Raw genomic sequence first — 24,899 nt, 5'->3', positions numbered from 1 at the left:
CTCGTTTGGAACCCCCTTGCGTCAAATCGCTAGGCTCCGTGCAGCGCAATGAAGACGTGGCACCAGGTTCGGACGACTCCAGTGGTTCCGCGGCCCCTCAGAAGGCTCAACCTTCTTCGATTCAGGGTTTTTGGACGAAGCAGGACACGGTGAGTTACTCCACCCTGCTGAGAGATATCGACGCGAAAGAGATCAAACAGTTGGATCTTGTGCCCGGTCGTCGGGAGGTAAGAGTCCAATACAACGATGGCCGACGGGTCATCGTTCCTGTTTTCGCCAACGACAACCAAATTCTTCGGGCCGCTGAAAGCTCCGGCACGCCCTTGACGGTTGTTGACATCCGCCGCGAACAAGCAGGACGCGAACTGGCGGGAACCCTGATGTTGGTTCTGCTGGTGGTGGTCGGCCTGTCGTTTCTGTTGAAGCGTTCAGCCCAAATGGCGAACAGAGCTCTTGGCTTTGGGCGTAGTCAACCTCGGTTGAAACCCCAGGAAGACCTTCAGCTTCGTTTTGAGGATGTTGCCGGCATCAACGATGCGCGGCTGGAACTTGAGGAGGTGGTCACCTTTCTCAAGCAGCCCGAGGCCTTCATCCGCCTGGGCGCCAAGATTCCGCGGGGAGTGCTGCTTGTCGGCCCCCCTGGAACCGGGAAAACGCTTCTTGCCAAGGCGATTGCAGGCGAGGCGGGCGTGCCGTTCTTCTCCATCGCGGCCTCTGAGTTTGTTGAGCTGTTCGTTGGTGTTGGTGCGAGCAGGGTTCGCGATCTGTTCCGCCAAGCCAAGGAAAAGTCCCCCTGCATCGTTTTTATTGACGAAATTGACGCTGTGGGTCGCCAGCGGGGTGCTGGTATCGGTGGCGGCAACGATGAACGGGAGCAGACCCTCAACCAACTCCTGACAGAGATGGACGGCTTTGAGGAGAACTCCGGTGTGATTCTGCTGGCGGCCACAAACCGTGCCGACGTGCTCGACGCCGCACTGTTGCGTCCAGGACGCTTCGACCGGCGCATTGATGTGGGCCTTCCCGATCGCCGAGGTCGCGAGGCAATTCTCGCCGTTCATGCGAGAACTCGCCCCCTCGATGACGCGGTTTCGCTATCGGATTGGGCGAGCCGCACTCCGGGTTTTTCCGGGGCTGACCTCGCCAATCTACTCAACGAAGCGGCCATCCTCACGGCCCGTCAGAACATGCTCCGCATCGGTCAGTTCCAGCTGGAGGGGGCCTTGGAGCGGATCACCATGGGGCTGAGCAACCGTCCCTTGCAGGACAGCGCCAAAAAACGGCTCATCGCCTATCACGAGGTGGGTCATGCCCTGGTGGCCAGTCTTCTTCCAGCGGCCAACGCGGTGGACAAGGTCACGATTCTTCCCCGGGGAGGGGCCGGTGGTTACACCCGCTTCATGCCTGACGAGGAGGTGCTTGATTCCGGGTTGATCACCCGCTCCTCCTGCCTCGCTGATCTGGTGGTGGCCCTGGGGGGACGAGCAGCTGAGCAAGTTGTTTTCGGGTCGCTCGAGATCACCCAGGGAGCCAGTGGAGATCTCCAGATGGTGTCGCAACTCGCACGGGAGATGGTGACGCGCTTTGGCTTTTCCAGCCTCGGACCGATGGCCCTCGAGGGTCCTGGTACGGAGGTTTTTCTGGGGCGCGATTGGTTCAACCAACGGCCGGGATACGCCGAATCCACTGGTAAGGCCATTGACGCACAAATCCGCCAGCTCGCCAAGAGTGCTCTGGCGCAGGCCATCGCCCTGCTTGAGCCTCGCCGTGAGTTGATGGATCAACTGGTGGACGTTTTGATTGCCGAGGAAACGATCAACGGTGATCGATTCAGAGACATCGCTGGCCTCCCATGAGACGCCTCCTCCTTCTGCTGCCGCTGGTTGTTGTTGCAGCCCGGATGCAGATCGAGTGGCTCTGGTTCGATCAGTTCGCCTCGAGCAACGTTCTCCTTAAGCGCTGGCTTCTGCAACTTCTCTTCGCGGGTGTGGCGATGCTGCCGCTGCTGGCAGCCCAGGCCTGGTCGAGGCAATTCAGGCAACCCAGGTCGAGTGCATCCAAGGCGATGAGCCTGACCGGATGGTCCTTCGGATTCACGCTGTTGATCAGTGGTGGTGCGGTGCTGATCAGTGCATTGCTCACGCTGGATCTGTTGGCGTTGGCCATCCGCGATCCGTTTCAGCTTGGGGAATGGCAGCCAGTTGCGGGTCTCCAGCACCGCATCAGCTCAGCTGCAGGACTCGTTCAGGCAGTGGCGATAGGGCTTGCGATGGCCTGGCCGCGGTTGAGGCTGTGGCTGGCTCGGATCGTGGCGGGTTCGCTGGTGGCTGTCGTCAGCCGGGCGTGGGGCATCTGGTCGCTGGCGCTATGGATTCCCGATGAATCCACGAGAGACCCCTTGCTGGGAGCGGATCTGAGCTTCGGCTTGGGGCGTTTTGCCGGATTGCATCTGGCCCTGGACCTGCTGCTCTTGGCTGCCGCGTTCACCCTCGCCTTTGAGCTCTGGCGGGTGCTGGCGAGCTCAAAATCGATTTCTGACTGGGCCAGTCCAGCCTTCTCTGCGCGGCAGATCCAACTGATCAGGTTGCTTTCGGCGCTTCTGCTGTTCGGAGCGGCGGGGCAGGTGTGGTTATCGAGGCATCAGCTGCTGTGGACCCAACACGGCCTTGTGGCAGGGGCGGGCTGGCTCCAAGCCCACATGACCCTTCCGTTGCGCGGCTTCGCAACACTGCTATTGGTGCTGATCGCATGTGCACTGCTTGTCCCGTGCCGGCGACGCCTCCGTCAGGGCCTTGCACTGGTCTTGGTGTCTCTTGTGGTGTTGGAAACGGTGGCAACTCCGTTAACGCGCTGGCTGGTGGTGCGGCCAAGGGAATTTGCACTGCAAGAGCGCTATCTGAACAACGCCATTGAGGCCACGCAATGGGGCTTCCAGTTGGATCAGATCAAGAGTCAGGTCGTCGACCCGACAAGGTTCAGTGCCGCTGATCGCGAACAAGGTGTTAGCACGCTCGAGAATGTGCGTCTCTGGGACAGCAGCCCTCTGCTGGAAGCCAACCGGCAACTGCAGCAACTGAGGGTTTACTACCGCTTTTCCAATGCAGCTGTTGATCGCTACCCGCTGAATGAAAACAGCGATTCATCGCAGCAAGTGATCCTCTCGGCCCGCGAATTGGATCAATCCGCGTTACCGCGTCAATCCAAAACCTGGCAGAACCGTCACTTCATCTTCACCCACGGCTATGGATTCACCGTCAGCCCGGTGAATGACCGAAGCAGTGATGGCCTTCCCTCGTATTTCATTAAAGGTCTTGGCCCAGAAACAGTCATTGCGGGAAATCCTGGACTGGGTATTGAACGATCGGAGGTGCAGAAGGCTATCCCCGTTGGTGATGCAGCGATCTATTACGGGATGCTTCCTTCGCCCTATGCCATCGCTCCAACGCAGATTGAAGAATTCGACTACCCCGAAGGCGACATCAATGTGATGACGCACTATCAGGGTTCTGGCGGAGTACCGATTGGATCCTGGCTTCAGCGATTCGCAGCGGCTGTTTATCTGCGTGACCCTCGACTGCTGATCACCACAACGATCAATGCTGATTCCAAACTTTTGATCCGGCGTGATGTGCGCAGTCGGGTTAAGGCCATCGCTCCCTTCATTGATTTTCGTGGTGAGCCCTACCTGATCTCCATTCCAAACCCTGAGCAAGACAGCTCCAACACCACCAAGGCAACTTCAGAACAACGCAGCCAGAATCAGTATTGGGTTGTCGAGGGTTACACCCACAGTTCAACCCTGCCCTACAGCGCAGCGGTATCAGCAGATGATCCCGATCGCTATTTAAGAAACTCAGTGAAGGCCATCGTTGATGCCTACAACGGCAGCATTCGGTTTTTCATCTCGGAGCCTGAGGATCCAATCGTGATGGCCTGGGCTCAGGCTTTTCCAGGCTTGATGGAGCCGATGGAGGCAATGCCAAAGCCTTTTCTTGATCACCGCAGAGTTCCTGAGGACTTCTTCAATGCTCAGGTCAACCAATTGAAGCGTTACCACGTTTCGAATCCCAGAATTTTCTACAATGGTGATGATGTTTGGCAGGTGCCAAGCGAGATCTACGGCGGCCGCAAAGTTGATGTTGCTCCGTATCACATCACGGCTCAGCTTCAAAGCAACGACAACTCTGAATTTCTGCTGCTCCAACCACTGACCCCTTTGTCAAGACCGAATCTCACGGCGTGGTTGGTGGCTCGGAATGATGGCGATCACTACGGTGAACTGAAACTGATCGACTTTCCCAAAGACAAATACATTCCCGGGCCGGAACAGGTTCAGGCTCTGATCCATCAGGATCCAGATGTGAGCGAGCAGTTCGGTCTATGGGATCAGGAGGATCTGGAACTCCTGCAGGGAAATCTTCTTGTGCTTCCCGTGGGCTCCGGACTTCTCTATGTGGAACCGGTGTATCTGCGCACCAAGAAGGTGGGGCTGCCGTCTCTGGCCAGGATTGTTGTGAGTGACGGCCGATTGGTTGCCATGGACCGCGACCTCAATCTTGCTTTGGATCAACTCATGAAAAAAGCCCCACCCGTTTGACGGGCAGGGCAAAACGAAGTAACCGATAGGGATGATCGAACGATCAGCCGATGGCGGAGAAGTACTCCTTGGAACCCTTGGGATCTTCCAGCATGGTGGCGGCGCCAGGAGTCCAGTTGGCGGGGCAAACCTCGTCGGGGTTGGACTGCACGTACTGGAAGGCCTGCAGCAAGCGCAGGGTTTCATCCACGTTGCGGCCGACAGGCAGGTTGTTGATGGTGGCATGAACGATCACACCGTCGGGGTCGATCAAGTACAGGCCACGCAGTGCCTTGCCTTCGTCATCGAGGATGTTGAAAGCATTGCCGATTTCCTTGTTCAGGTCGGCAACGAGGGGGTAGTTGATATCACCGATGCCACCCTGGTTACGGGGGGTCTGAATCCAGGCCAAGTGGCTGAACTTGCTGTCGACGGACACACCGAGGATCTCGCAGTTCTTGCTCGAGAAGTCGGTGTAGCGATCGCTGAATGCGGTGATTTCCGTCGGGCAGACGAAGGTGAAATCGAGGGGGTAGAAGAACAGCACCACATACTTGCCGCGGTACTGGGACAGGGAGATTTCCTTGAATTCCTGGTCCACCACTGCAGTGGCAGTGAAATCGGGGGCTTGATGGCCCACACGCAAGCAACCGGTGTCGGTCATGTTCGGGAGGTGAATGAGTGAGCTGAAGGCCGCAGACGACGTAACACGTAGTCGATTCGACTTCCAGTTTCAGGATTGAACCTATCACGACCCTAGCCATCCGTCGCCATAAACTCAGTTGATGACTGACCAACTCACGAGCTGGGATCCTGCGCTCCTCCGCAAGTTCAGTTCCACCGGACATTTCCGTCTGTTGAACCAGCTGAAGGGCGATCTGCGCAAGAAACCCCTGGATCGAGACCAGCGCACTGGTCAGCTGAAGACTCTGGGCGGGAATCGCGGCGCAACCCGACGTTCAACGGCAACGCGGAGCATCGAGCCGGCCCCGGCTCCAGCTCCAACACCTGTTGTTGAGACGGCAGCCCCACTCACCAAGGACGATCAACCGAAATCCTTCCGCGATCGCCTCAATGCCATCGACATGCGCTGAGGCTGAACCCCTGAGATGTATTATGGGCACTGGCCTGAAGGGCCTGCGTCAGAGTAGCTCAGCTGGTTAGAGCACAGGATTCATAACCCTGAGGTCGGGAGTTCAAGTCTCCCCTCTGACATTCATTGATCTTGCTGTTGATCAGCTCGTTCGAACCCTTGTTGGGTTCGAACATGCCTGATTCAGGCCTTGCGTGCCGGTAGTTTCACCAGGGGATTGAGAGCAGCGCCACCGGCACGACGGATTTCAAAGTGAAGGTGAGGTCCGGTGCTACGTCCGGTGCTTCCCATCAGTGAAATGCGAGACCCACGGGGAACAATCTGCCCTTTTTTGACCAAAAGACGGCTGTTGTGGGCATAACGCGTGAATTCGCCATCACTGTGGGCGATTTCAACCAGATAGCCGTAGGCGCCTCTCCAGCCGGAAAATGAAACGATCCCATCACGGGCCGCAACAACGGGCGTGCCAGTGTTGTTGGCGATATCAATGCCTTTGTGCATGCGTCCCCAGCGCCAGCCATAACCGGAGGTGAAAACCCCCTTGGTGGGCCACTGGTAACCAACAATCGGCGGCTTCAGGCTGTCGGGCTGATCGGCTGAAGACGACAGGGGGCGCTCAGGCCATGCAGCACCTCCACTGCTGAGGGGGCGTACAGCCAGGAGCGACTGACCCGAAGTGGCTTCAGCGATCTGCAGTTCCTGGCCAATCGTCAAAGCAGTGAGCTGAAGGCCTGGATTCCAACTCAACAGCTGCTGTTGCGTCACGCCGTGGCGTTTGAGGAATGACGCCAGAGAATCTCCGGTCTTGATTTTGGCCGTTGCGCGAAGCGGAGGTGGGGCAACCAACGGAAGCGTCTGACGTTCACTGGAGCGGTTGAGTGACGACAACGTCACGGCAACAACCCGTGCAGAGTCCGGCAGGGAAAGCCAACTCTCTTTTTCAAAAACGTGGGAGCTTGGCACGTTGTTCAACGAGGCCAGCTGCTCACGATCAAGCTTCAACAGTTCGGCATAACGCCGCAGGGACGTGGCACGAACAACTTGGAACCAGACCTGACTGCTGGATTCAACTTTGCTGACAACAGCAACGTGATTGTTCGGGGAGAGAGCTGGCAGAGGGGGCAGCTCGGCAAGATCAAAAGTGGCGTTATCGGCAATCCCGGGCAGAGAACTCCACAGACCCAGGGACAGAACAGGGGTTACAGCAGCTGCCAGAGCAAGCGTTGCGCGCATGAAACCACTGAGACGCGTTGACGGTAACGAGCCGAACATCCCCGTGCAAGGGGGTTTGGAGCAGTGGTGGGATCACCACAACCGCAACTGTTGTCCAGCCACGTAGGTCACCAAGGCGCAGGCCACGGAAAGGTTGAGGCTGCGAACACCTCCCTGGCCTGCGTCATCAGCAGCTCCAGGCATGGGGATTGTGAGGATGCTGTCGCAGGCTTCACGAACTGGTTCTGTTAGCCCCGTGTCTTCCCGCCCAAACAGCAGAACATCTCCCTGTTGAAACGTGAATGAGGAGAGCGATGAACCACCACGGCGGCTGCAGCCGATCAACCTCTGCTCAGGACGAAGCTCAGCTTGGAACTCGGCAAAGTTCGAAGCGATGGAAAGCTGAACGTGGGGCCAGTAATCAAGACCGGCACGACGAACGCTCCGATCATCCACCTTGAAGCCGAGGGGTTCAATCAGGGTCAACGGCACCCTGAAGGCCGCCGAGGTGCGGGCGATGTTGCCGGTGTTCGGAGGGATCTGAGGTTCGAACAGGGCAATCCGCAGGGGGGCGATCTCAGTCATGGCACCACCTGGCCAAGGGCATGAAGATCAAGTGCACGACCCTGGAGAACGAGCCAGGCAGCGTCAGCAACGGGGTCAAGTGCCTGCGCGAGGGTTCCGAGACGATCACGGAACAAGCCTCCGATGCGTGTTGGGGGAACGACGCCCCAGCCTGTCTCTTCGATCACCAGAACAAACGTGCAGTGCGATGCCCTGATCGAGGCGATCAGCTGTTCACAGAGGTGATCCCACTCCTGGGCAGTGAGATCCAGGTGGTGGGCAACAAAGCCACCGAGGGCATCAATCAGAACAGATTGCCCGGGAGCCAGGCCGTTGATCACGCTCACCAGCTCTGCCCCACATTCAGAAACGCTCCAATGGTCGGGCCGACGCTGCCGGTGGGCCTCCAAACGCTTTTGCCAATCACGGTCATCCGGCCGGGCAGCCGCCGTGGCGATGTAGGTGACAACGGGGTGGTGTTTCAACAGGTGCTCAGCCCAACGGCTCTTCCCACTGCGGGTTGGCCCACTCACCAGGATCAGCCTGCTGGCCTGGTCGGCAACGGGGGGCTCCACTGTGGAGGAGGGGTCAACCACTGCCATTCATTCCCTTCAGCGTCGCGACGGAAGACGGAGACACACGGTTGAGGTACCTAAAAATCCAATACTTGAAGATCGTCGCCAAAACCACCGGGAATGTCGCGATGAAGAGGTTGACGAAACTTTGGCTGGAGGGAAGACCGAAATGCTCGGCAATCCCTTCCAGCAAGACCTGCCAACCTTCCGGGCTGTGGTAACCAACGAAGATGTCGGTGAACAGGATGATGGCGAAGGCCTTGGCTGAATCACTCAGCCCGTAAACCGCCTCATCAACAAATCCACGCAGAACACGCAGTTCATCGCGGCTCAGAAAACACATCACGGCGAAAGCGATCAGACCCGCCAGATCCGCAAACACATTCTTGATCGCCTTGAGACTTTCCTCATCGGCATCGTGCTTGAGCTCAGTCGCCTTTTCGGTGAGCTTGTCGCGCAGCGCACCATCATCAAGGGGCTGCACGCCTTTGAGGAAGGCATCGAATTCCAGTTCTTGCTTGTAGAGCCGAAGTTTTTCAGCCGCCTTCTCTTCCAGCTGAGGCTTGGGGTAGCTCAGGAAAGGGAGTTCGGGGGAAAACTGATTCACCGCAGGCGAGATCAGATAGGTGCCAGCAATCTGCTGAACAAGAAGGGGAACCAGAACGAGCAGAAGCAGAACCCTCAGGGAAATCAGCGTGCTGTCCCGCCGGCGTCGATACCCCGCCACGACGCTGTCTTCCGTTGAGGGATCCAACAGGAGGCGAATGCTGTCGAAGACACCCAGAAGCGACCGGGGGAGGGCATCCGGTGAGCGGCTGATCGACGGCGAACTGCTGGATCGTCGCGATCCATAGCGGCTCACGACGGATTCAATCAGTTGAAGTTGACGCAACTCCTGGGAATCCAGTTGGCCCCGTTGTTTCGAGAGAGTTGCTGCTGAATTGCGGCAGATGGCCAGCGCCGTTTTGAAGCGGCGAAGAATCGTGGCCTGAACAGAGCGCGGGACGGAGAGCTTCAGCTCCGGCCGGATCTGCCGATCGCCGTAGTACTCCAACTCCAGGCTTTGGATGAGCAGAGCCGCCTCGTAGCCACGCTCAAGATCACTGGAGAGCTCGATCGCTTGGCTGTTGCTGAACAGGTTGATCCAGTTACGGCGGCTCATTGCAGTCGGCTCATCGCAGTCGGGTCATCAGCGCGAGAACACCCACCAGGTGGCCATCGGAATGATGGTTCCAAGCACCAACAGGATGATCACCCACTTGGTGGCATCGCTTTCAGCGGTTTCAGCCTTGGTGGGAATGTTGGTGGGCAGGGTGACCCGTTCGATCTCCTTCGGAGGGCCGGGATCCTCGCCACCCGAGAGAACGGTTGAAAGTCGGGTGAGTCCATCAACGGATGCCTGGCGATAACGATCGCCCTCCCTCAGGGGCACAGTCATAGTTGTACGGGCGGTGCTCTTCAGCAGGCTGGGAGGAAGCTGTGCCTCCAGCTCCTGATTGGCCACCACGGCGGAACGCTTGTTCGAGGCTTCGATCAACATCAGCAGCAAGGGATTGCCGCTGGGTGAGCTCCACGTCTCGAGGAGTTCCTCACCGAAGCTGTTCAAAGTGATGCCGTAATCCAAACGCCGCAGCGTGATCAGGCGGGCATCGACCCGTTGATCTTCAAAGCTGCGTAATTTCGATTCCAATTCACCACGGCTGGCGCGGCTGAACACATCGGCATCGTCGATCACCAACGCATCCGGCAGGCTTTCACCCAGGGCAGCAGGTGAGATCGCCAGACTGGCTGGGGTCCAGAGGAGAAGACAGACCCCGAAACTGAGCAGGCTGGCCAACAGGCGTCGGGCGGAACGGGGCATCCCTTCAAGCGTCATGACTGCCTCAGTCTGCCGTTAGCTGTCCAGCATGTCGCGGTTCAAAGCTGCAATTGCCTCAATAACCATGCGGGCTTCGATGTCGGGCAAAGTCATCTGACGGGTGAGCTGGTCGAGGAGATCGGTTTCCTCCGCTGTGATCTTGCGGTCGGCATGCACCAGATGCGCTGCCACAGCCAGGGCGGACTGCTGCTGAATTCGATTGAGCTGAGGCAAGGCGGAGGTGATCAAGCCCTGAACGCCCCGCTCCCGCAACAACAACAGCAGGCGGTCAAACAATTCACCCATGGCCGCTTCAGAGCTATCGCTGTACAGCGATTGGTTCTCCAGCTGACGGCGCAGGGCATGGGCCTCATCCCGTCCCAGCCTTCCATCACAGGCAACAGCGGCGAGGGCAACAGCAGCAAAAGCCTCGGGAGTCGTCATGGCAGAGACGCACATGTCCGTATTTGAGCAGGATGATTGCGTTCTGACAGCACCCTCTGTTGATGCCAGGTCCCGCCCGAGCTGTTCTGATCTGTGCGCTTCTATTGCTGGGTCTGACCGTGACCAATGCAGGGGTAGCGCAGACCGTGTCACCGGACTTTCAACGGGCCGAAGTTCTGGCGGGGATGGCAGCGGTGGGCCTGATGCTGGTGGCTGTGCTGTGGACACGGGCGAACCCCAAGTCAGCAGAGAAAGTTCCGTTGCAGGGGGAACAGGGACTTTTGATGGCGGATCAGTTCAGCGAAAACCAACAACAGGAGCTGGCCTGGGGCAGCCACATGCTGTTGACGGCAACGCCAGCTGCATCCGTGCTCGTGTTCTGGCGCCATCAGGTCGTGCTGCGTCGGGGCCTGATCAGTCAGGAGGCTTTCGAGCCAGGAGCGATCACCCAACGGGCCATGGAGCGTGAGCAAACCATTTCCTTGGTCAACACAACGCTCTTTCCGGGCCGAGCGGAATTCGACGCGATGCTGCCGTCACTTCCCGCCATCGTTGTTTGCCCGATGGGGAAGGAAGGGGCCGTGATCGTGGGGGGATGGTCGCCCCGTTGTTTCTCCCGCTCCGATGAGCGATGGATTGAGGGCTGGACCCAACGGCTCAGAACGACACTTGCGGCCGGCGAGGCTTCTCCTGTGCCGCCGGACTCAGCTTGATCGTCGATTCAACCCTCGCTCCGGCTTGGCCGAAGCGGATTGCACCATCGTCCGAAATCTTGGCCTCCATGCGTGAGGCTCGCGTGATCTGCTCCGGTTTGGTCCGCCGAAGAACCACATCGCCATCGGCCACAACCCGTTCACTGCGCCAGTTCCAAGCGCAGCGTCGGGCCGTCAATGTTTCCAACGTCTGCTCAACGCGACAGGCGTTGGGAATGATCACGGTGCCAGTGCGCTGATCAAGCTTGAACCCCCTGCCCTGCACCTTGCTGTTTTTCAACTCAGCCTGAATGGGTTGATCGGATTCAAGTTGCTCCGCTGAAAACAGCCAACGCGTCTGGCCAGCATTGATCCGACCGCGGTCGCTTTCCAGCACCAGCGTGACCGGTTGTTGTAAGTCGAGGTAACCCTTGCGGGTGTTGCCATCCAGTCCTGAAGCACTGAGCGTGCGGCCATCGCTGCGGATGGCCTGCACCGGACCAGGCGCTTGAAACAAACCACTCTTCAGATTCCAGGTTCCACGTCCACCCCGCACCACTGTGGAAGCAGCATTGGTGCCATCAACACGGTTCAGCTGGGTGGGGCCCTTGAACTGCAGCACCTCGGTGTCCTGCTGGAACACCAGCTCGCGTGAGCGGATTTGCGTCTTGCCATCGTTGGCCTTCGGCCGTTGATTGATCACCATTCGCGACTGCGATGGCGTCCAAATCAGATTGTCTCCCTCAATCGTCAGCCCCCGTTGGTTCAACTGCCGCAGCTGAACCGATCCTTCAAGAACGACGAGCTCTCCATCCCGCAACACCGTGGCGAGATCGGCGGTGATCTTGAAATGCGGTTGATCATTCAGATAGAGAACGCCCTCGGGACGTCGTGCACGGATGGTTCGACTGCTCAGGTCGTAACGCGCCTCGGGGCTGGTGAGATCCCAGTCACGGTTGCCATCGTCGGCTCGCTGGCTCAAATCGAGCGACCGGAAGACAAAGGACGGCGTGGGTTCAAGCGCAATCGGTCGCCGCGTTGTGCAACCGGTGAGCCATGCACTCGCCACAAGGGCTGCTGCCAGACCACACCGTGACAAGTGACCCAGCATGCTTTGTTCAGAGCGGTTCATCCAGTTCCAACCGCTGCATCACCGGTGTTGGCTTCGGCAGCGCGGAACCGCTGCACAGCCTGCCCCAATTCAGCTGTTTCGACCAGTTGTCTGGATCCAGGTTTTCCCCAAGTTGAGAAAGGATCCGCTCGCTGAGGTCGGGCAAGAGCGGGGCAAGCAGGAGTCCAACGATGCGGGTGGTTTCCAGCACAGCAAACAAATCCTCGGCCACGCTCTGCTCTTGACCGGGCTCCTTCATGCGACTCCAGGGAGCCGTGTCATTGAGATGACCGTTCGCGGCAATGGCCAACTGAAGGATCGACTCGGCCGCGGTCTTGAACGCGAGCTGCGGCATTGCCTCCATCACCGTGCTGACGGTTTCCGCAGCCTTGAGGGCCAGGGGATGGTCAGCACATGAGGCTGCTCCTGCCGGGGGAACGCCGTCATCGAACCATTTGCGCGCCATCGACGAGGTGCGATTCAGCAGGTTGCCGATGGTGTTGGCCAGATCGTTGTTGACCAGATCAACAAAGCGTTGCTGTTGGAAATCGCCGTCGTCTCCGAATTGGATGTCGCGCAGGAGGTACCAACGAACGGCATCGCTGCCGCATCGCTCCAGCAACAGTTCCGGGTCCAGCACATTGCCGAGGGATTTGCCCATCTTCTGACCCTCACGGGTCAGGAAGCCATGGCCGAACACCTTTTGCGGCACCGGCAGTCCTGCAGACATGCACATGGCAGGCCAGAACACAGCGTGGAAGCGAAGGATGTCCTTGCCGATCACGTGCACGGAGGCGGGCCAACCACAGGAGGCGAGCCGATCGAGCGATACCGCTTCGCCATCATCAAGAAGCGCTGTGAGATAACCCAGCAGGGCATCAAACCAGACGTAGAAGGTGTGGCCTGGATGGTCGGGGACCGGAAGTCCCCAGGACACATTCACCCGCGAAATGGAGAAGTCGCGCAGACCTTGAGCGACGAAATTGCGCACTTCCTGTCGTCGGCTGGCAGGGGCGATGAAGTCGTCCCGAGCAACCAACTCCTCAATGGCGGATTGATAGCGGGAGAGCCGAAAGAACAGATTCTCCTCATCGCGCCATTCGAGAGGCTTGCGATGGATCGAACAGGAGGGCGATTCCGCTTCGGCCGGATCATCCTTGTATTCCTCGCAATCGACGCAGTACCAGCCGGTCTGCTTGCCGACAACGATGTCGCCGGATGCCTTGACCCTTTCGTAGAACTGTTCCACCAATTCCAGGTGGCGCGGGTTGGTGGTGCGCACAAACCGATCGTTAGAAATCCCCCACTGATTCCAGAGATCGCGGTACCGGCTGCTGACCTTGTCGCAGTGGTCCTGGGGGCTCAGCTGCTGACGTTCTGCCGTGCGCTGAATCTTCTGGCCGTGCTCATCAACACCGGTCACGAAGGTCACCTTCTCCAGCTGCAGCCGCTCAAAGCGAGCCAAGGCATCACAGGCCAGGGTCGTGTAGGTGCTGCCCAGATGGGGACGATCGTTGACGTAATAGAGCGGAGTCGTAAGGGTGTAAGGCATCAGAAAAGTTCGAACTCCGCTGCACCGCAGCGACGACAGACTCTAACGAGCATGCCCATCTCGCTCCACGCCAAACAGCCCTCGTCATGACGCACCGCGACGTGGTGGTCTGGGGTGGTGGCTGCGGCGGCGTTGCTGCTGCGCTGCAGAGCGCAAGATCAGGAGCAGACACGACACTGTTCACCCCTGGCCCCTGGCTGGGGGGCATGGTGAGTTCAGCAGGAGTCTGTGCCCCGGATGGCCATGAACTGACCTGTTGGCAAACCGGGATCTGGGGCGCCTTTCTGCGGCAGTTGGAGTTGGAGGAGCCGAGCGGGCTCGACCACAACTGGGTGAGTTGTTTCGGATACAGGCCGCAAACAGCCGAACGGATCCTGCAACGCTGGGTGGCGGCTGAGCCCAGGCTGGACTGGCGTCCCCACTGCAGGCTGGAACAGGTTCACGGCCAGCAGGGTCGCCTCCAGTCTGTGGAGATGCACAGCGCCAATGGCGTCGAAAGCTTTTCCGCCGACGTGTTTGTGGATGGCAGCGATCTGGGTGATCTGCTTGCCCTGTCGTCCGCCCCCTTCCGCTGGGGGTGGGAAGCCAAGGAGATCTGGGATGAACCCAGCGCCCCAGAGCAATCCCGGCTTGAGAGCGAAGCATTTTTTCAAGAGCAACCAATTCAGTCACCCACCTGGGTGGTGATGGGCCAATTGCATGGGGAACTCGCTCCGCGCCATGCCGCAGCGATCCCGCAGATTCCTTTCGATCGGAGCACCGCCAGCTTCGGCCTCGAGAAAACCATCACCTATGGCCGTCTGCCCAGCGGCCTGGTCATGCTCAATTGGCCCCTGGAGGGCAACGACTGGCACAACGGCCTCGATCGAGCTCTCAGTACTGATGGCGAGGTTCGTGCGGAACTGGCCCAGGAGATGCAGCGGCACAGCAAGGATTTCCTGGCGGCGCTGGAGGAATGCAGCGGTGGTTGGATCACTGCCGGCAACGCCTTCCCGGGAACCGATCCCAGCCTGGCGTTGATGCCGTACTGGCGAGAAAGTCGGCGGCTGATGGGGCGCATAACGGTCACGGAACGCGACCTCTTGCCGATCTCCACAGAAGCCCTGCGAGGACCGCTCCCCATCGATGCCAAGGGACGCTGCACCAGCATCGCTGTGGGCACCTATGCCAATGACCATCACTACCCGGGCGAGGACTGGCCCCTCGCGCCGAAAAGTGTGCGTTGGGGAGGACGTTGGAGCGGTACACCCTTCTGCATCCCCTTCGATGCCCTGATCTCAGACTCGATCCCCAACCTCGTGATGGCCGAGAAAGGCTTCAGCGTCAGCCACATGGCCAATGGGGCCACGCGCCTGCAGCCTTTGATCCTCAATCTGGGCCAGGTGGCGGGTCTGGCGGCGGCCATGGCGGTTCGCCAGGGCTGTAACCCTGCTGATCTGCAAGTTGAGGCCATCCAGTCAGCCCTGGTCCACGAGCCGCAGGCCCCTGCAGCAGTCCTCCCAATCTGGGACTGGCCCCTCTGGCATCCGCACTGGGTCAAGGCACAGGAGCAGGGCTTGGCTCAGCCTGAACACCTGGACGCCATGGGCCGCCTTTCAGGCCCACGCGCCAGCATGCTGATTCCACCTGATGTGAACCAGGCGCCAAATCAGGCCCATGAGGTTGTCCTCAGTGGCGTGCTCACCGGCAACCTCAAGGAGGGCTACCAATTGGGAACCGCTGAACGGGTCTGGCCCCTGATCACCCTGGAACCGGCAATCCATCGCTGGCTATCCGACGAGGATCATTCGGGCCGAACCCTGAACCTCCGCGGCGTCAAAAATCCCTGGGGGCCCTGGGTGCGGATCACCGGAGTTCTGGATCAAGCCAACTGAAGCTGCAGCTCACCGCGTACCGGGTCAGCACGCCCCACCCTGAGTTCAAGAGCGTCGCCAGGAGCAGGGTCTGCTGCAGACACACAACCGACCAGATCCATGGCCAGCTCGCTCACATGAACCAGGGCCAAGCGATCCTGCGGGCGCAGCCAGCGGAGGAATACGGCTGACCAAACGATGTTGTGATGCTCGGCGAACCACACCTGCTGCCAGTGGCGCTGATCCTCACGGCTGATCTGAATGGATTGGCGCAATGGATCGTAGAGGTCATCGATCACTTCCCTCAGACGTTCTTCGTCCATCGGCGTAAGCTCCGAGAGCTGGGCAATGATCTGCCGGTGGGCGATGAGATCGGCGTAGCGTCGAATCGGTGACGTTGCCTGCACATAGGCCTCAAGCCCGAGGCTGAAATGGGGGATGGCTCGCGTGCCCTGCATACCTCGGCTCAAGCAGCGCTTGATCGCCGCATCACGGGCTGGTCCCTCGGGGATTCGATCGAGTTCATCGCTGGAGGGCAGCTCCGCCGCAGGCTGACTGCGGAAGGGCAACGGCAGGCTGTGCTCTTGCCCGAAGCCGGCCACAACAGCCCCCATCAGCAGCATCGCTTCACTCACCATCAGGCGAGAGGGTGAAGGGTCAATCACTTGAAGCGTCAAGGCCCCATCGCTGCAACGGAAGCGTCCTTCAGGCCGGTCGAACATCACGGCTCCTTTGGATAGGCGCCAGCGCATGCGCAACATCAAGAGTCCGGAGAGATCCGAGAGAGCTTCATCCCCTGGTGGTGCCAACTCGATCAGCTCATCACCATCGGTGTAGGTAAGGCCATAGCGGGGTCGGATCCAGCTGCGTGCAATCCGTTGTTCCGCGACGGCACCATCGTCATCAAGGCGAACGGCCACACTCAGGGCTGCACAACGCTGGCCAGCCCGAAGACTGAGGGGACCGGCCGCCAGCTCCAGAGGGAGCATGGGCATTACACCCTCCGCCAGATACAAACTGGTGGCTCGACGTCTGGCTTCCTGATCAAGGGGGGAGTCAATGTCGATCAGACGGCTGGGATCAGCGATGTGGATCCAGATCCAATCGACGCCATCACGACGCTCCAGCGAGAGCGCGTCATCAATTTCTCGAGTGCCCGCATCGTCCAGGCTGTAGGTGGCCAGGTGAGTGAGGTCGATGCGTTGCTCATCCCCAGGTCGCTCTTCATTCGAAAGAGCAACAAGACGATTCGCTTCCTCCACCAGATCAGAGGGAAAACAGCGGGACCAGACGCTGCCCCTCAGGCCAATGGGCTCATTGGGATCGAGCAACCCACGCACGATCAACCACTGCCGCAGATCGGCGGCATCTGATCCAATCGACAACGCTGCCGACCACTGCTGGAGATCCAGGTCGGAACCCACCGCAGCGGGATTGTCTTTCAGCAACTGAATCCAGTGGCTGAAGCGCTCGTCCCAAACCGGGTCCAGCTCCAGGCGTTCATCGTCGCTGAGGCCTCGCTCTGCCCGCAGCAATACGAGCTGCCGTTGTTCATGTTGTTGCGCCTGCCGCTCAACTCGGCGTTGGCGCCGGAGGGTGGCCCTCTCTTCGCGGGAGAGTGGCTGGATCAAACGGTCACGACGCCAGCGGAACAACTGTTGGTCCCCATGCAGCCAGGCCCACAGCGCTGCCAGACCAGCGAGGTTGAACGGGGTCAATACCAACTCCCCCAGCTCGCAGAGGCTCAGTCGAGCCATGCCCCCCGGTTGATCCATTTCCAGCAGCTGCCAGGCCTCCACGACGGCCCGCGCTGATGGAGCGCTGTCCTGCACCTGCTCAGGGGCAGGCAGTTCACTGGCATCGAACAGATGCTCGGGATCGATGGCAATCAAATCGCGTAGGGGCAGGCCCTGGTCGCGACGTTGACCACCAAAAGAAAGAACCGCCTTACTGCCCTTGATGGACAGAAGACGGCCGAAGAGAGGGGAACCCTTGAGAACAACCGCGACGGTGTCTCCGGGTTGGATTGAGTTGTTCAACGCCCGAGGATCAACCTTCGGGGTTCACGAACGGCAGAAGGGCAACGATGCGGGCACGCTTGACGGCGTTGGTGAGATCGCGCTGCTGCTTGGCGGTAAGGCCGGTGAGGCGACGGGGGAGGATCTTGCCGCGTTCGGTGATGAACTTCTTGAGAAGATCCACATCCTTGTAATCGATGGGATCACCGGGCTTGATCGGCGAAAGACGCTTCTTGAAGAAGGAGCTGGACATGACTCAGGAACGGATGGAGGAAAGACGGACCTGCAAGGTCACTTGATCTCCTTGTGGAGCGTTGACTTGTTGCAGTGGGGACAGAACTTTTTGATCTCCAGCCGTTCGGTGGTGTTCCGGCGGTTCTTTTCCGTCGTGTAACGAGACACGCCGGGTGAACGCTTGGCGGGATTGGACCGGCATTCGGTGCACTCGAGAGTGATCACGATCCGGACGCCCTTGTTCTTGGCCATAAAGGACGTTGCGCCGCAGGTGCGAAGCGAATTGACAAACATCGAGCTTACCCCCTGACCCGACAGGTTCAGAGCAGCACCCCCCCGGGGGGACTTCCTAAGATCGCGCGCTGTCTGGCTTAGATCCGATGCGGGTATCCATCTCCTGGCTGAAGCAGCTGGTCCAGGTGAATGAGTCCGTGGACGATCTCTCCGAGCGCCTGTCGATGGCGGGCTTTGAGGTGGACGACGTTGATGACCTCAGCGCTAGGGCCCAGGGCGTGGTGGTTGGCCACGTGCTGGAACGGGAGAAACACCCCAATGCCGACAAGCTCAGTGTCTGCACGGTGGATGTGGGAGCTCAGGACCCCATCCAGATCGTGTGTGGAGCCAGCAACGTGCGTGCCGGGATCCATGTTCCGGTGGCCATGGTCGGAGCCACCCTCCCCGCCGTTGGCTTGACGATCAAAGCCGGTGAATTGCGGGGTGTGGCCAGCAACGGAATGATCTGCTCCCTGACCGAGCTGGGTCTGACGGAGCAATCCGACGGCATCGCCATCCTGGATGAACTAGGTGAATCCTTGCCGCCCAACGGGTCGCCTGTGGCCCCGCTGCTGGGACTGGACGACACCGTTCTTGAGCTGGGCATCACCGCCAATCGCCCCGACGGCCTCTCGATGGTGGGTATCGCTCGCGAGGTGGCGGCCCTGACCGGTGGCCGCTTGAGCCTGCCCGAGCTGGATCTCAATCCCAGCACCACTCCGCTGAACGCAGAACTGGACGGGTGCTTCTATTCGATCACCAGGATCGAGGGTGTGGACGGGTCCAAGCCCTCACCCACCTGGTTGCAGCAGCGCCTTGAGCGTGGTGGCGTGAACAGCGTCAATGCGGTGGTTGACGTCACCAATCTGGTGATGCTGGAGCAGGGGCAGCCCCTCCACGCCTTTGATGCCGATGCGCTGGAACAACTGACCGGGCAACCGGTGGACGCCAAGAGTTTTGCGGTCCGTTCCGCTCGCGATGGGGAAATCTTCGTGGGTCTGGATGATCAGAAGCGAAACCTCAACAGCCGTGTGCAGGTCGTCACCTGCCATGACCGGCCCGTCGCCGTCGCTGGTGTGATGGGGAGTCTCGAGAGTGGGGTGACTGCCAATACCCGGAACATCTGGCTCGAATCCGCTCTGTTTGCTCCGCCGCGGGTTCGCCAGTCCGCCCGGGCCCTGGGCTTGCGCACGGATGCCAGCAGCCGTTTCGAAAAAGGGTTGCCTGTGGAAATGACCCTGCCCTGTTCGGCGCGTGCCTCGGCCTTGTTGAGTCAGGAGTTTTCCTGCTCTGAGAGCGGCCGTTGGGTGGGCGGTAACGGTCCCGCAGAAGCGGAACCGGTGCTGTTGAGGCGCAGTGCCCTCCATCAACTGCTTGGCCCCCTTGATGCTGCCGATGGCCCGGAGAATCTCGATGACACCAGCATCGAAAACTGCCTGACAGCCCTCGGTTGCCAGCTCTCAGCCCATGAGCAGGGATGGCAGGTGATTGCACCGCCCTCGAGACGGCAAGACCTCCAGCGTGAAGTTGATCTGATCGAGGAGGTGGCTCGTCTTGTGGGCTTCGATCGGTTTGAGGCTCACTTGCCGGATCCGCTGGAGCCCGGTGCCCTCACCCCGCGCCAGCAGGCGGAACGGCGCCTGCGGCAGCTGTTCTGTTCCACAGGGCTGCAGGAGGTCACCACCCTGTCCCTCGTCCCGGCTTCGGAGCAGGAACAGCGCATCGCCATCAGCAATCCGTTGTTGGCCGACACAAGCCATCTGCGCACAAACCTCTGGGAAGAACACCTGCAGATCTGTGTTCGCAATCTGAAGGCGTCGCAGCGGGGGTGCTCTGTCTTCGAGATCGGCAACACCTACAGCGGATCTGCGGAGGCCGTCAGGCAGACCGGAATTCTGGGTGGCGTGATCTGCGGAGATCGACGCCTCTCCACCTGGGCCACCAGCGGCAAGCCGCAGGCGCCCGACTATTTCCAGGCCCGTGGCGTACTCACAAGGGTGATGGAGGCCCTGCAGATGGAGCTGTCTGACCGTCGCCTCACGGACGACGCACGACTGCATCCGGGTCGTGCCGCCACCCTGGTGTTGGAAGGACGGCCTTTGGGTTGTTTCGGTCAGCTTCACCCAGCCCTGGCGGAGGAGCTCGATCTCCCAGAAGCCACCTATCTGTTCGAACTCGACCTTGCGCGACTGCTGGATGCCGCCACGCGCAGCAACCGCTGGACGCCATCCTTCAAGCCGTACCCAACCGTGCCTTTCAGCGAGCGGGACCTTGCCGTCATCGTCGACCGATCCAGTGCAGCTGCTGATCTGATCCAAGCCATCCGCAAGGCGGGCAAACCCCTTCTGGAGCAGGTGGAACTTGTGGATCGCTTTGAGGGCGAACAGCTGGGCGAGAACAAAGTGAGCCAGGCCTTCCGTCTGCGCTACCGCGGCAAGAACGAAACCCTCACAGACGACAAAATTCAGCCTGTTCACGACAAGGTGCGTGCCGCCTTGAGCAAGCAGTTTCAGGCTGAGCTCAGGAGCTGATCCGTTTCAGCAGCGCCAACGATTCGAGGTGCGTTGTCTGGGGGAAGAAGTCCACGGGCTGGAGCATCTCCAGCTCGTAGGGGCCTGATGGGGCGAGCAGTGCTTTGAGATCCCGTGCTTGCGTCGCGGGGTCACAACTGAGGTAAGCCAGCACGGCAGGTGGCCGCTCAAGGATGCTGTCCACCACGCGTCGATCGAGCCCCCGGCGCGGGGGATCCAACACCAGCGCCTGACAGTCGTCCAGCTGAGCAGCGAGAAGATCGGCCACATCGCCGGCATCAAAGGCACAGCGGGAGGAAAGGCCGTTGTGCATGGCATTCAGCCGGGCCTGCTCCACCGAGTCGGGGTTGAGTTCCAGACCTTGAACATCAAAACCGGCCTTGGCCAGGGGCAGGGCAATGGTTCCGACGCCGCAATAGGCGTCGACCACCCGTGCGCCGGCGCACTGAGTCAAAAGCCAGTCTGTGAGGCGTTGAACGATCCGTTCCGCCTGCGGCGTATTCACCTGAACAAAAGTGGTGCTGCTGAGGGCGAGCTTGATGCCGCAGAACTGTTCCTCAATGGTGGGAACACCGGCGAGACAATGGGTGGTGCGACCGAGCACCAGGTTGTTGGCCTTGGGTTGAAGGTTGAGGCAGACCCCTTTCACCGCGGGCCAACGCTCCACCCAGCTCTGTGCGAGGTCCTCAAGGCCTCGAAGTTGAGCATGGCTGCTGATCAGCGTGATCAACACGTCTCCGGTGGCGCTGGCCAGACGAAGGCCGAGATGGCGCAGCCCCTGGGCTTCGAGCAGGTCATGGTCGGCCGGCCACCCCCCTGCATCCAGGTCCTGCTTGAGAGGCTCCACCAACGCGTCCAGGCGTGGATCGAGCACCGGGCAGTGGTTCAGGTTGACGATCTTGTGGGTCTTCGGTCGGTAGTAGCCGGCCTTCAAGCGTCCGTTCTGGTCTCGCTTCAGCGGGATCAAGCCCCTGTTGCGGTAACCGAAGCAGCGTTCCGCATCAACAAGCGTGGGCTCAGGGGCAACGTCAATTCCCCCGATGCGCTGCATGGTCTGTTGAATCTGCTGGGCTTTCCAACGGGTTTGGGCGGGGTCATCCAGGCGTTGCAGGGTGCAACCCCCGCAGTCATCGGCAAGGATGCAGGGAGGGCGGCGCCGATCTGCGGAGTACGTGATCTGATCCACCCGACGGCTCAACCAGCGCGACTTCTGGCGTTGCTGCAGCTGGACCTTGGCACGCTCCCCCGGCAAGAGATCAGGAACGACGATTACCCAGTTGTTCCAACGGGCCAGACCCTTGCCGTCGCGATCCAGGTCAACAGCCTCGAGCTCGATTGTGAGCCCGGGCCGCGGTTCACTGCTGTTCGGCCTGTCGACTTTGGTCATGCTCTCGATTCCCTGCCATTGCAATGGCGTAACACCCGGGCGGTGATGGGTCAGGTGAACGGGTCGAGACCACTAAACTCCACGAAGCCTGCCCAGTTCCATGAGCGTTGTCCGGGATCTCATCCTCCAGGCCGATGACGATCTGCGGTATCCCACCAGCGGAGAACTCCGCACCATGGTGGATTTCCTCGACCAAGGCGCCATGCGCGTTTCTGTGGTCAAGGTTCTGACCGAGAACGAAAAAAAGATCGTCGACGAATCCGCCAAGCAACTGTTTGGTCGCAAACCTGAGTACGTCGCCCCTGGCGGCAATGCCTACGGTCAGCGCCAGCGGGCCCAGTGCCTTCGCGACTACAGCTGGTACCTCCGTCTGATCACCTACGGAGTTCTGGCCGGCAGCACCGAAATGATTCAGGAGATCGGTCTGGTGGGTGCTCGCGAGATGTACAACAGCCTCGGTGTTCCGATGCCCGGAATGGTTGAAGCCATGAAGTGCATGAAGGAAGCGTCCCTGTCGTTGTTGTCGGAACAGCAGGTGAAGCTCACGTCTCCTTATTTCGACTTCTTGATTCAGGGCATGCAGACGTCCACCTGATTCAACGTTGAACGCTTTCAAGAGAGCCGGGTCCTCGAGCCCGGTTTTTTATTGTCAATTTGTCTTTAGTGAGACCGCTTTCTAGACCAGAAGTGCGTCTCAAAAGATATTGATGGAGTGGAGATCAGTTTCCCGCTTTCCTGCCAGCCATCCGTTGAAGCTGCGCCAGACATCCTCATGTTGATTCGATCGCCTTATTGAGGGTGTGAGGCCTCTGGCTAGTCCATGGGTCGACATCCTTGAGCAGCCGACCGATGAAGCTTCGAGGTGTCAATTCGTCGAGAATGAGACACTAATCAAGACTCATGACAAGTCTATATTGAGTCACTTGGTACATGTCTTTGGCTTCCGGCTGATCGAGGAACATGTGATTGAAGTTGTGAAGCGATTCCGCATGAACAGCCGGACACTGGTCGGGATGCGAGGTTTCGAGGCCCAAGAGAGTGAGCCAATATTGCGTACCTGTGTCTAAAGCAGGTACGCAGGACTGAAAACCCACGTTTTCAAACGGTTTTGCCGATCACAGGCCACCTCTGGACTGGGCGTGGACTACAGACAAAGCCATCAAGACAATGGTTTTTGCAGAAGGAAGGGCGCTGCGACAATCTCGACTGCGCAGCAAATAAAAACCACCATTTTTTGAATCTTGAGAATTAGTGCTCGTTGCAAATAAGACTTTTGTTGGGTCCTGAAGCGTGTCGCAACCAAGACCTGAGATTCTGTTGATCAGACTGCGAACGGATGATCTGATTGCACCATGGCGGCGCGATGAATTGAACGTCGGTTTGAACGGCTGATCTGGAAATTTCGGCTGATCAGCATCGTTCCGGTGGTGCTGAGCCTGCTCGGAAGCGTTGGCTGCTTCGTAATTGGAGCGGTTGAGGTCTTCAACGCTTTCCTTGTGATCATGCGCCTGCCCTTCACGGCCAAGAGCGTTGCGGCCAAAACCATCGCCCAGATGGTGGGAAGGGTTGATTAGTTCGTGATCGGCATCGCCCTGCTGATCTTTGGCTATGGCATCTATGAACTGGTGATTTCAGACCTTGATCCACGCCTGGAGGGTGGCGAAGAACAGCACACCAACATCCTCTCGGTGAACAGCCTCCAAAGCCTGAAGAACAATCTGTCCAATGTGATTGTTGTGGGACTGATTGTTGCGGCGTTCAAAAAGACCATCGGCTTCGAGGTGAACAACGCCATTGATCTATTGGCGCTGTGTGGCTCCGTGGCCATGTTGGCGCTCAGTGCTTGGTTGATTGTTCGAAGCCACGGAGCTGGTCATGGTTGACAAAGCAGCCGGCTCAGGCAAGACACAAACTTGGACTTGCAATGAGTCTCAGCTGAGACAAGCGGTCAACGGTTTCTGTACAGCTCACGCAGCAGCCGATAGGCCTCATTGAGTCGGCGCATTGCATCGGTGGATCCACCCGCATCAGGATGTTCTTCAAGCGCCCGTTGCTTGTAAGCCTCCCGAATGGAGCTCAGTGTGACCGAAGTCCCTGCTTGGGTTGATAAACCCAACAGCTTGAGAGCCCCATGCACCGTCATGGTCGACTCAAGGGTTTCGAAGGATGTGACCTGTCTGCTGCGGCGGAAACGGTTCACAAAGCGGCGGATCAGGGTCGGCATCCGTTCAGCCAATGAGGACGTGGCGAAGGGGTCCTCAAGAGCGCCAGCCACGACCATCACCCGACCCAGCGATGGATCGTTTGACTCCCAGCTGGCACAGAGTGTCTCAACGGCTGCATTGGCAGCAGACCAGGTGAATGGACGCCCATCACTGGCATCGGTGCTGGACCAGACATCTCGGGCCAGCCAGGTCATGGCCGCTTCAATCACGGTTGGGCCCGGTGGTTGGCCATAGAGAGACCTCCAGTGTTCTTCTGCTGCAGCACTGGCCTCTCTTAGATCGGCGAGGTCCACCGTTGAGACAAGGGGGTCGTTCTGAGGGGAATCGCGTTGCTGCGGAGAGCGCAGCGTCGCTTTCAGCTGACTGGTGCGCTTGCTGACGAACCCCGGCAGGTCGATGCCTGAGGAGCCACCTCCCGAAGGAAGCCCAGAGGCCGAGGTTGGAGCGTCTTCACGCCCTTGCTGTTGGTTCCCCGTTGAGATCAGAACGAGACTGGTGACCTCATCGGGCCCACTGGCGACCGCCGGATCAGCATCGTCCTTGGGAGGGGTGACCTCAGCATCCGAAGCTGCATCCCCAGGGTCGAGCAGATCCTGGAGGAGCATTTCGAGCACCCGGCCCCGGGAACGTGCTCCGTATTCACCCTTGAGCTGGTCAATCAACGCGACCATGGGCTCCGACATCTCCACAGAGATGCGTTG

At 59.4% G+C, this 24,899-nt stretch carries 21 protein-coding genes, 1 tRNA gene and 1 pseudogene; 9 read left to right on the top strand and 14 right to left on the bottom strand.

Features of this window, described 5'->3' with window-relative positions; genetic code table 11:
• Positions 1–56 precede the first annotated feature (56 nt).
• Both ftsH and SynRS9902_RS07385 read left to right on the top strand, forming a co-directional pair.
• Complete coding sequence (gene ftsH, locus SynRS9902_RS07390; RefSeq protein WP_186508585.1) at positions 57–1,856, top strand: ATP-dependent zinc metalloprotease FtsH; 1,800 nt, start codon at positions 57–59, stop codon at positions 1,854–1,856.
• Positions 1,853–4,597, top strand: a complete 2,745-nt coding sequence (locus tag SynRS9902_RS07385; protein WP_186508583.1) for a UPF0182 family protein — start codon at positions 1,853–1,855, stop codon at positions 4,595–4,597. The genes ftsH and SynRS9902_RS07385 overlap by 4 nt, the downstream gene beginning before the upstream one ends.
• A gap of 43 nt (positions 4,598–4,640) precedes the next feature.
• Here the strand turns inward: SynRS9902_RS07385 and SynRS9902_RS07380 are convergent, their stop codons facing one another.
• Entirely contained in the window at positions 4,641–5,240 is a 600-nt protein-coding gene (locus tag SynRS9902_RS07380) for a peroxiredoxin (RefSeq protein WP_186508581.1), read from the bottom strand.
• Positions 5,241–5,361: 121 nt separating this feature from the next.
• Here SynRS9902_RS07380 and SynRS9902_RS07375 point away from each other — a divergent pair, with 121 nt between their 5' ends.
• Together SynRS9902_RS07375 and SynRS9902_RS07370 are read left to right on the top strand one after the other, a co-directional pair.
• Positions 5,362–5,670, top strand: coding sequence for a hypothetical protein (locus tag SynRS9902_RS07375; RefSeq protein WP_186508578.1), 309 nt, complete (start codon positions 5,362–5,364; stop codon positions 5,668–5,670).
• Between the two features lie 47 nt (positions 5,671–5,717).
• Positions 5,718–5,791, top strand: a tRNA-Met gene (locus SynRS9902_RS07370).
• A 61-nt stretch (positions 5,792–5,852) separates the two neighbouring features.
• Here SynRS9902_RS07370 and SynRS9902_RS07365 read toward each other — a convergent pair.
• The 6 genes from SynRS9902_RS07365 to SynRS9902_RS07340 form a co-directional block, all read right to left on the bottom strand.
• On the bottom strand, positions 5,853–6,902 hold the full coding sequence (locus tag SynRS9902_RS07365) for a M23 family metallopeptidase (protein WP_186508576.1): 1,050 nt from the start codon (positions 6,900–6,902) through the stop codon (positions 5,853–5,855).
• A gap of 72 nt (positions 6,903–6,974) precedes the next feature.
• Positions 6,975–7,466 (bottom strand): tRNA (cytidine(34)-2'-O)-methyltransferase, encoded by a 492-nt coding sequence (locus SynRS9902_RS07360; RefSeq protein ID WP_186508575.1) that lies wholly within the window; start codon positions 7,464–7,466, stop codon positions 6,975–6,977.
• Complete coding sequence (gene cobU, locus SynRS9902_RS07355; protein WP_186508573.1) at positions 7,463–8,047, bottom strand: bifunctional adenosylcobinamide kinase/adenosylcobinamide-phosphate guanylyltransferase; 585 nt, start codon at positions 8,045–8,047, stop codon at positions 7,463–7,465. The genes SynRS9902_RS07360 and cobU overlap by 4 nt, the downstream gene beginning before the upstream one ends.
• A complete protein-coding gene (gene pxcA, locus SynRS9902_RS07350; RefSeq protein ID WP_186508571.1) occupies positions 8,034–9,182 on the bottom strand; it encodes a proton extrusion protein PcxA in 1,149 nt (382 codons plus the stop codon). The genes cobU and pxcA overlap by 14 nt, the downstream gene beginning before the upstream one ends.
• 27 nt (positions 9,183–9,209) lie before the next feature.
• The gene (gene psb32, locus SynRS9902_RS07345) at positions 9,210–9,881 is read right to left on the bottom strand and encodes a photosystem II repair protein Psb32 (protein WP_186508569.1); all 672 of its coding nucleotides are present in this window, start codon (positions 9,879–9,881) and stop codon (positions 9,210–9,212) included.
• 33 nt (positions 9,882–9,914) lie between these two features.
• A complete protein-coding gene (locus SynRS9902_RS07340) occupies positions 9,915–10,337 on the bottom strand; it encodes a hypothetical protein (RefSeq protein ID WP_255446064.1) in 423 nt (140 codons plus the stop codon).
• 47 nt (positions 10,338–10,384) lie between these two features.
• Between SynRS9902_RS07340 and SynRS9902_RS07335 the strand changes: the two genes are divergently transcribed.
• A complete protein-coding gene (locus SynRS9902_RS07335) occupies positions 10,385–11,035 on the top strand; it encodes a cofactor assembly of complex C subunit B (protein WP_186508565.1) in 651 nt (216 codons plus the stop codon).
• Here SynRS9902_RS07335 and lptC read toward each other — a convergent pair.
• Both lptC and metG read right to left on the bottom strand, forming a co-directional pair.
• Positions 10,980–12,125 carry an LPS export ABC transporter periplasmic protein LptC gene (lptC, locus tag SynRS9902_RS07330; RefSeq protein WP_255446063.1) on the bottom strand — a complete coding sequence of 382 codons (1,146 nt, stop codon included), beginning with the start codon at positions 12,123–12,125 and terminating at the stop codon, positions 10,980–10,982. The two genes, SynRS9902_RS07335 and lptC, sit on opposite strands and share 56 nt — an antisense overlap.
• A gap of 7 nt (positions 12,126–12,132) precedes the next feature.
• On the bottom strand, positions 12,133–13,677 hold the full coding sequence (gene metG, locus SynRS9902_RS07325) for a methionine--tRNA ligase (RefSeq protein WP_186508561.1): 1,545 nt from the start codon (positions 13,675–13,677) through the stop codon (positions 12,133–12,135).
• An 86-nt stretch (positions 13,678–13,763) separates the two neighbouring features.
• Between metG and SynRS9902_RS07320 the strand changes: the two genes are divergently transcribed.
• Entirely contained in the window at positions 13,764–15,551 is a 1,788-nt protein-coding gene (locus SynRS9902_RS07320; protein ID WP_186508559.1) for an FAD-dependent oxidoreductase, read from the top strand.
• On the opposite strand, the gene SynRS9902_RS07315 is transcribed toward SynRS9902_RS07320, so the two are convergent.
• From SynRS9902_RS07315 to rpmG, 3 genes are read right to left on the bottom strand one after another with little or no spacing between them, the layout of a single operon-like run.
• Positions 15,539–17,569, bottom strand: a complete 2,031-nt coding sequence (locus SynRS9902_RS07315) for a ribonuclease catalytic domain-containing protein (RefSeq protein ID WP_186508557.1) — start codon at positions 17,567–17,569, stop codon at positions 15,539–15,541. The genes SynRS9902_RS07320 and SynRS9902_RS07315 overlap by 13 nt on opposite strands.
• Positions 17,570–17,579: 10 nt before the next feature.
• Positions 17,580–17,801: a 30S ribosomal protein S18 gene (gene rpsR / locus SynRS9902_RS07310; RefSeq protein ID WP_006041316.1), complete on the bottom strand. Its 222-nt coding sequence runs from the start codon at positions 17,799–17,801 to the stop codon at positions 17,580–17,582.
• A gap of 38 nt (positions 17,802–17,839) precedes the next feature.
• On the bottom strand, positions 17,840–18,034 hold the full coding sequence (gene rpmG / locus SynRS9902_RS07305) for a 50S ribosomal protein L33 (RefSeq protein WP_006851071.1): 195 nt from the start codon (positions 18,032–18,034) through the stop codon (positions 17,840–17,842).
• 128 nt (positions 18,035–18,162) lie between these two features.
• Here rpmG and pheT point away from each other — a divergent pair, with 128 nt between their 5' ends.
• Positions 18,163–20,586: a phenylalanine--tRNA ligase subunit beta gene (gene pheT / locus SynRS9902_RS07300; RefSeq protein WP_186508555.1), complete on the top strand. Its 2,424-nt coding sequence runs from the start codon at positions 18,163–18,165 to the stop codon at positions 20,584–20,586.
• Here the strand turns inward: pheT and rlmD are convergent.
• Positions 20,576–21,973, bottom strand: a complete 1,398-nt coding sequence (gene rlmD, locus SynRS9902_RS07295) for a 23S rRNA (uracil(1939)-C(5))-methyltransferase RlmD (RefSeq protein WP_186508553.1) — start codon at positions 21,971–21,973, stop codon at positions 20,576–20,578. The genes pheT and rlmD overlap by 11 nt on opposite strands.
• A gap of 100 nt (positions 21,974–22,073) precedes the next feature.
• Between rlmD and SynRS9902_RS07290 the strand changes: the two genes are divergently transcribed.
• On the top strand, positions 22,074–22,568 hold the full coding sequence (locus SynRS9902_RS07290) for an allophycocyanin subunit alpha-B (protein WP_114989152.1): 495 nt from the start codon (positions 22,074–22,076) through the stop codon (positions 22,566–22,568).
• 772 nt (positions 22,569–23,340) lie between these two features.
• Positions 23,341–23,856, top strand: a pseudogene (locus SynRS9902_RS07285) (YqhA family protein).
• A gap of 65 nt (positions 23,857–23,921) precedes the next feature.
• On the opposite strand, the gene SynRS9902_RS07280 reads toward SynRS9902_RS07285, so the two are convergent.
• Positions 23,922–24,869, bottom strand: a complete 948-nt coding sequence (locus SynRS9902_RS07280) for a molecular chaperone DnaJ (protein WP_186508551.1) — start codon at positions 24,867–24,869, stop codon at positions 23,922–23,924.
• Between the last annotated feature and the right edge of the window lie 30 nt (positions 24,870–24,899).

It is taken from the genome of Synechococcus sp. RS9902 (genome assembly GCF_014279635.1).
Taxonomy (GTDB): Bacteria; Cyanobacteriota; Cyanobacteriia; order PCC-6307; family Cyanobiaceae; genus Parasynechococcus.
This window is presented reverse-complemented; position numbering and strand designations above follow the sequence as displayed.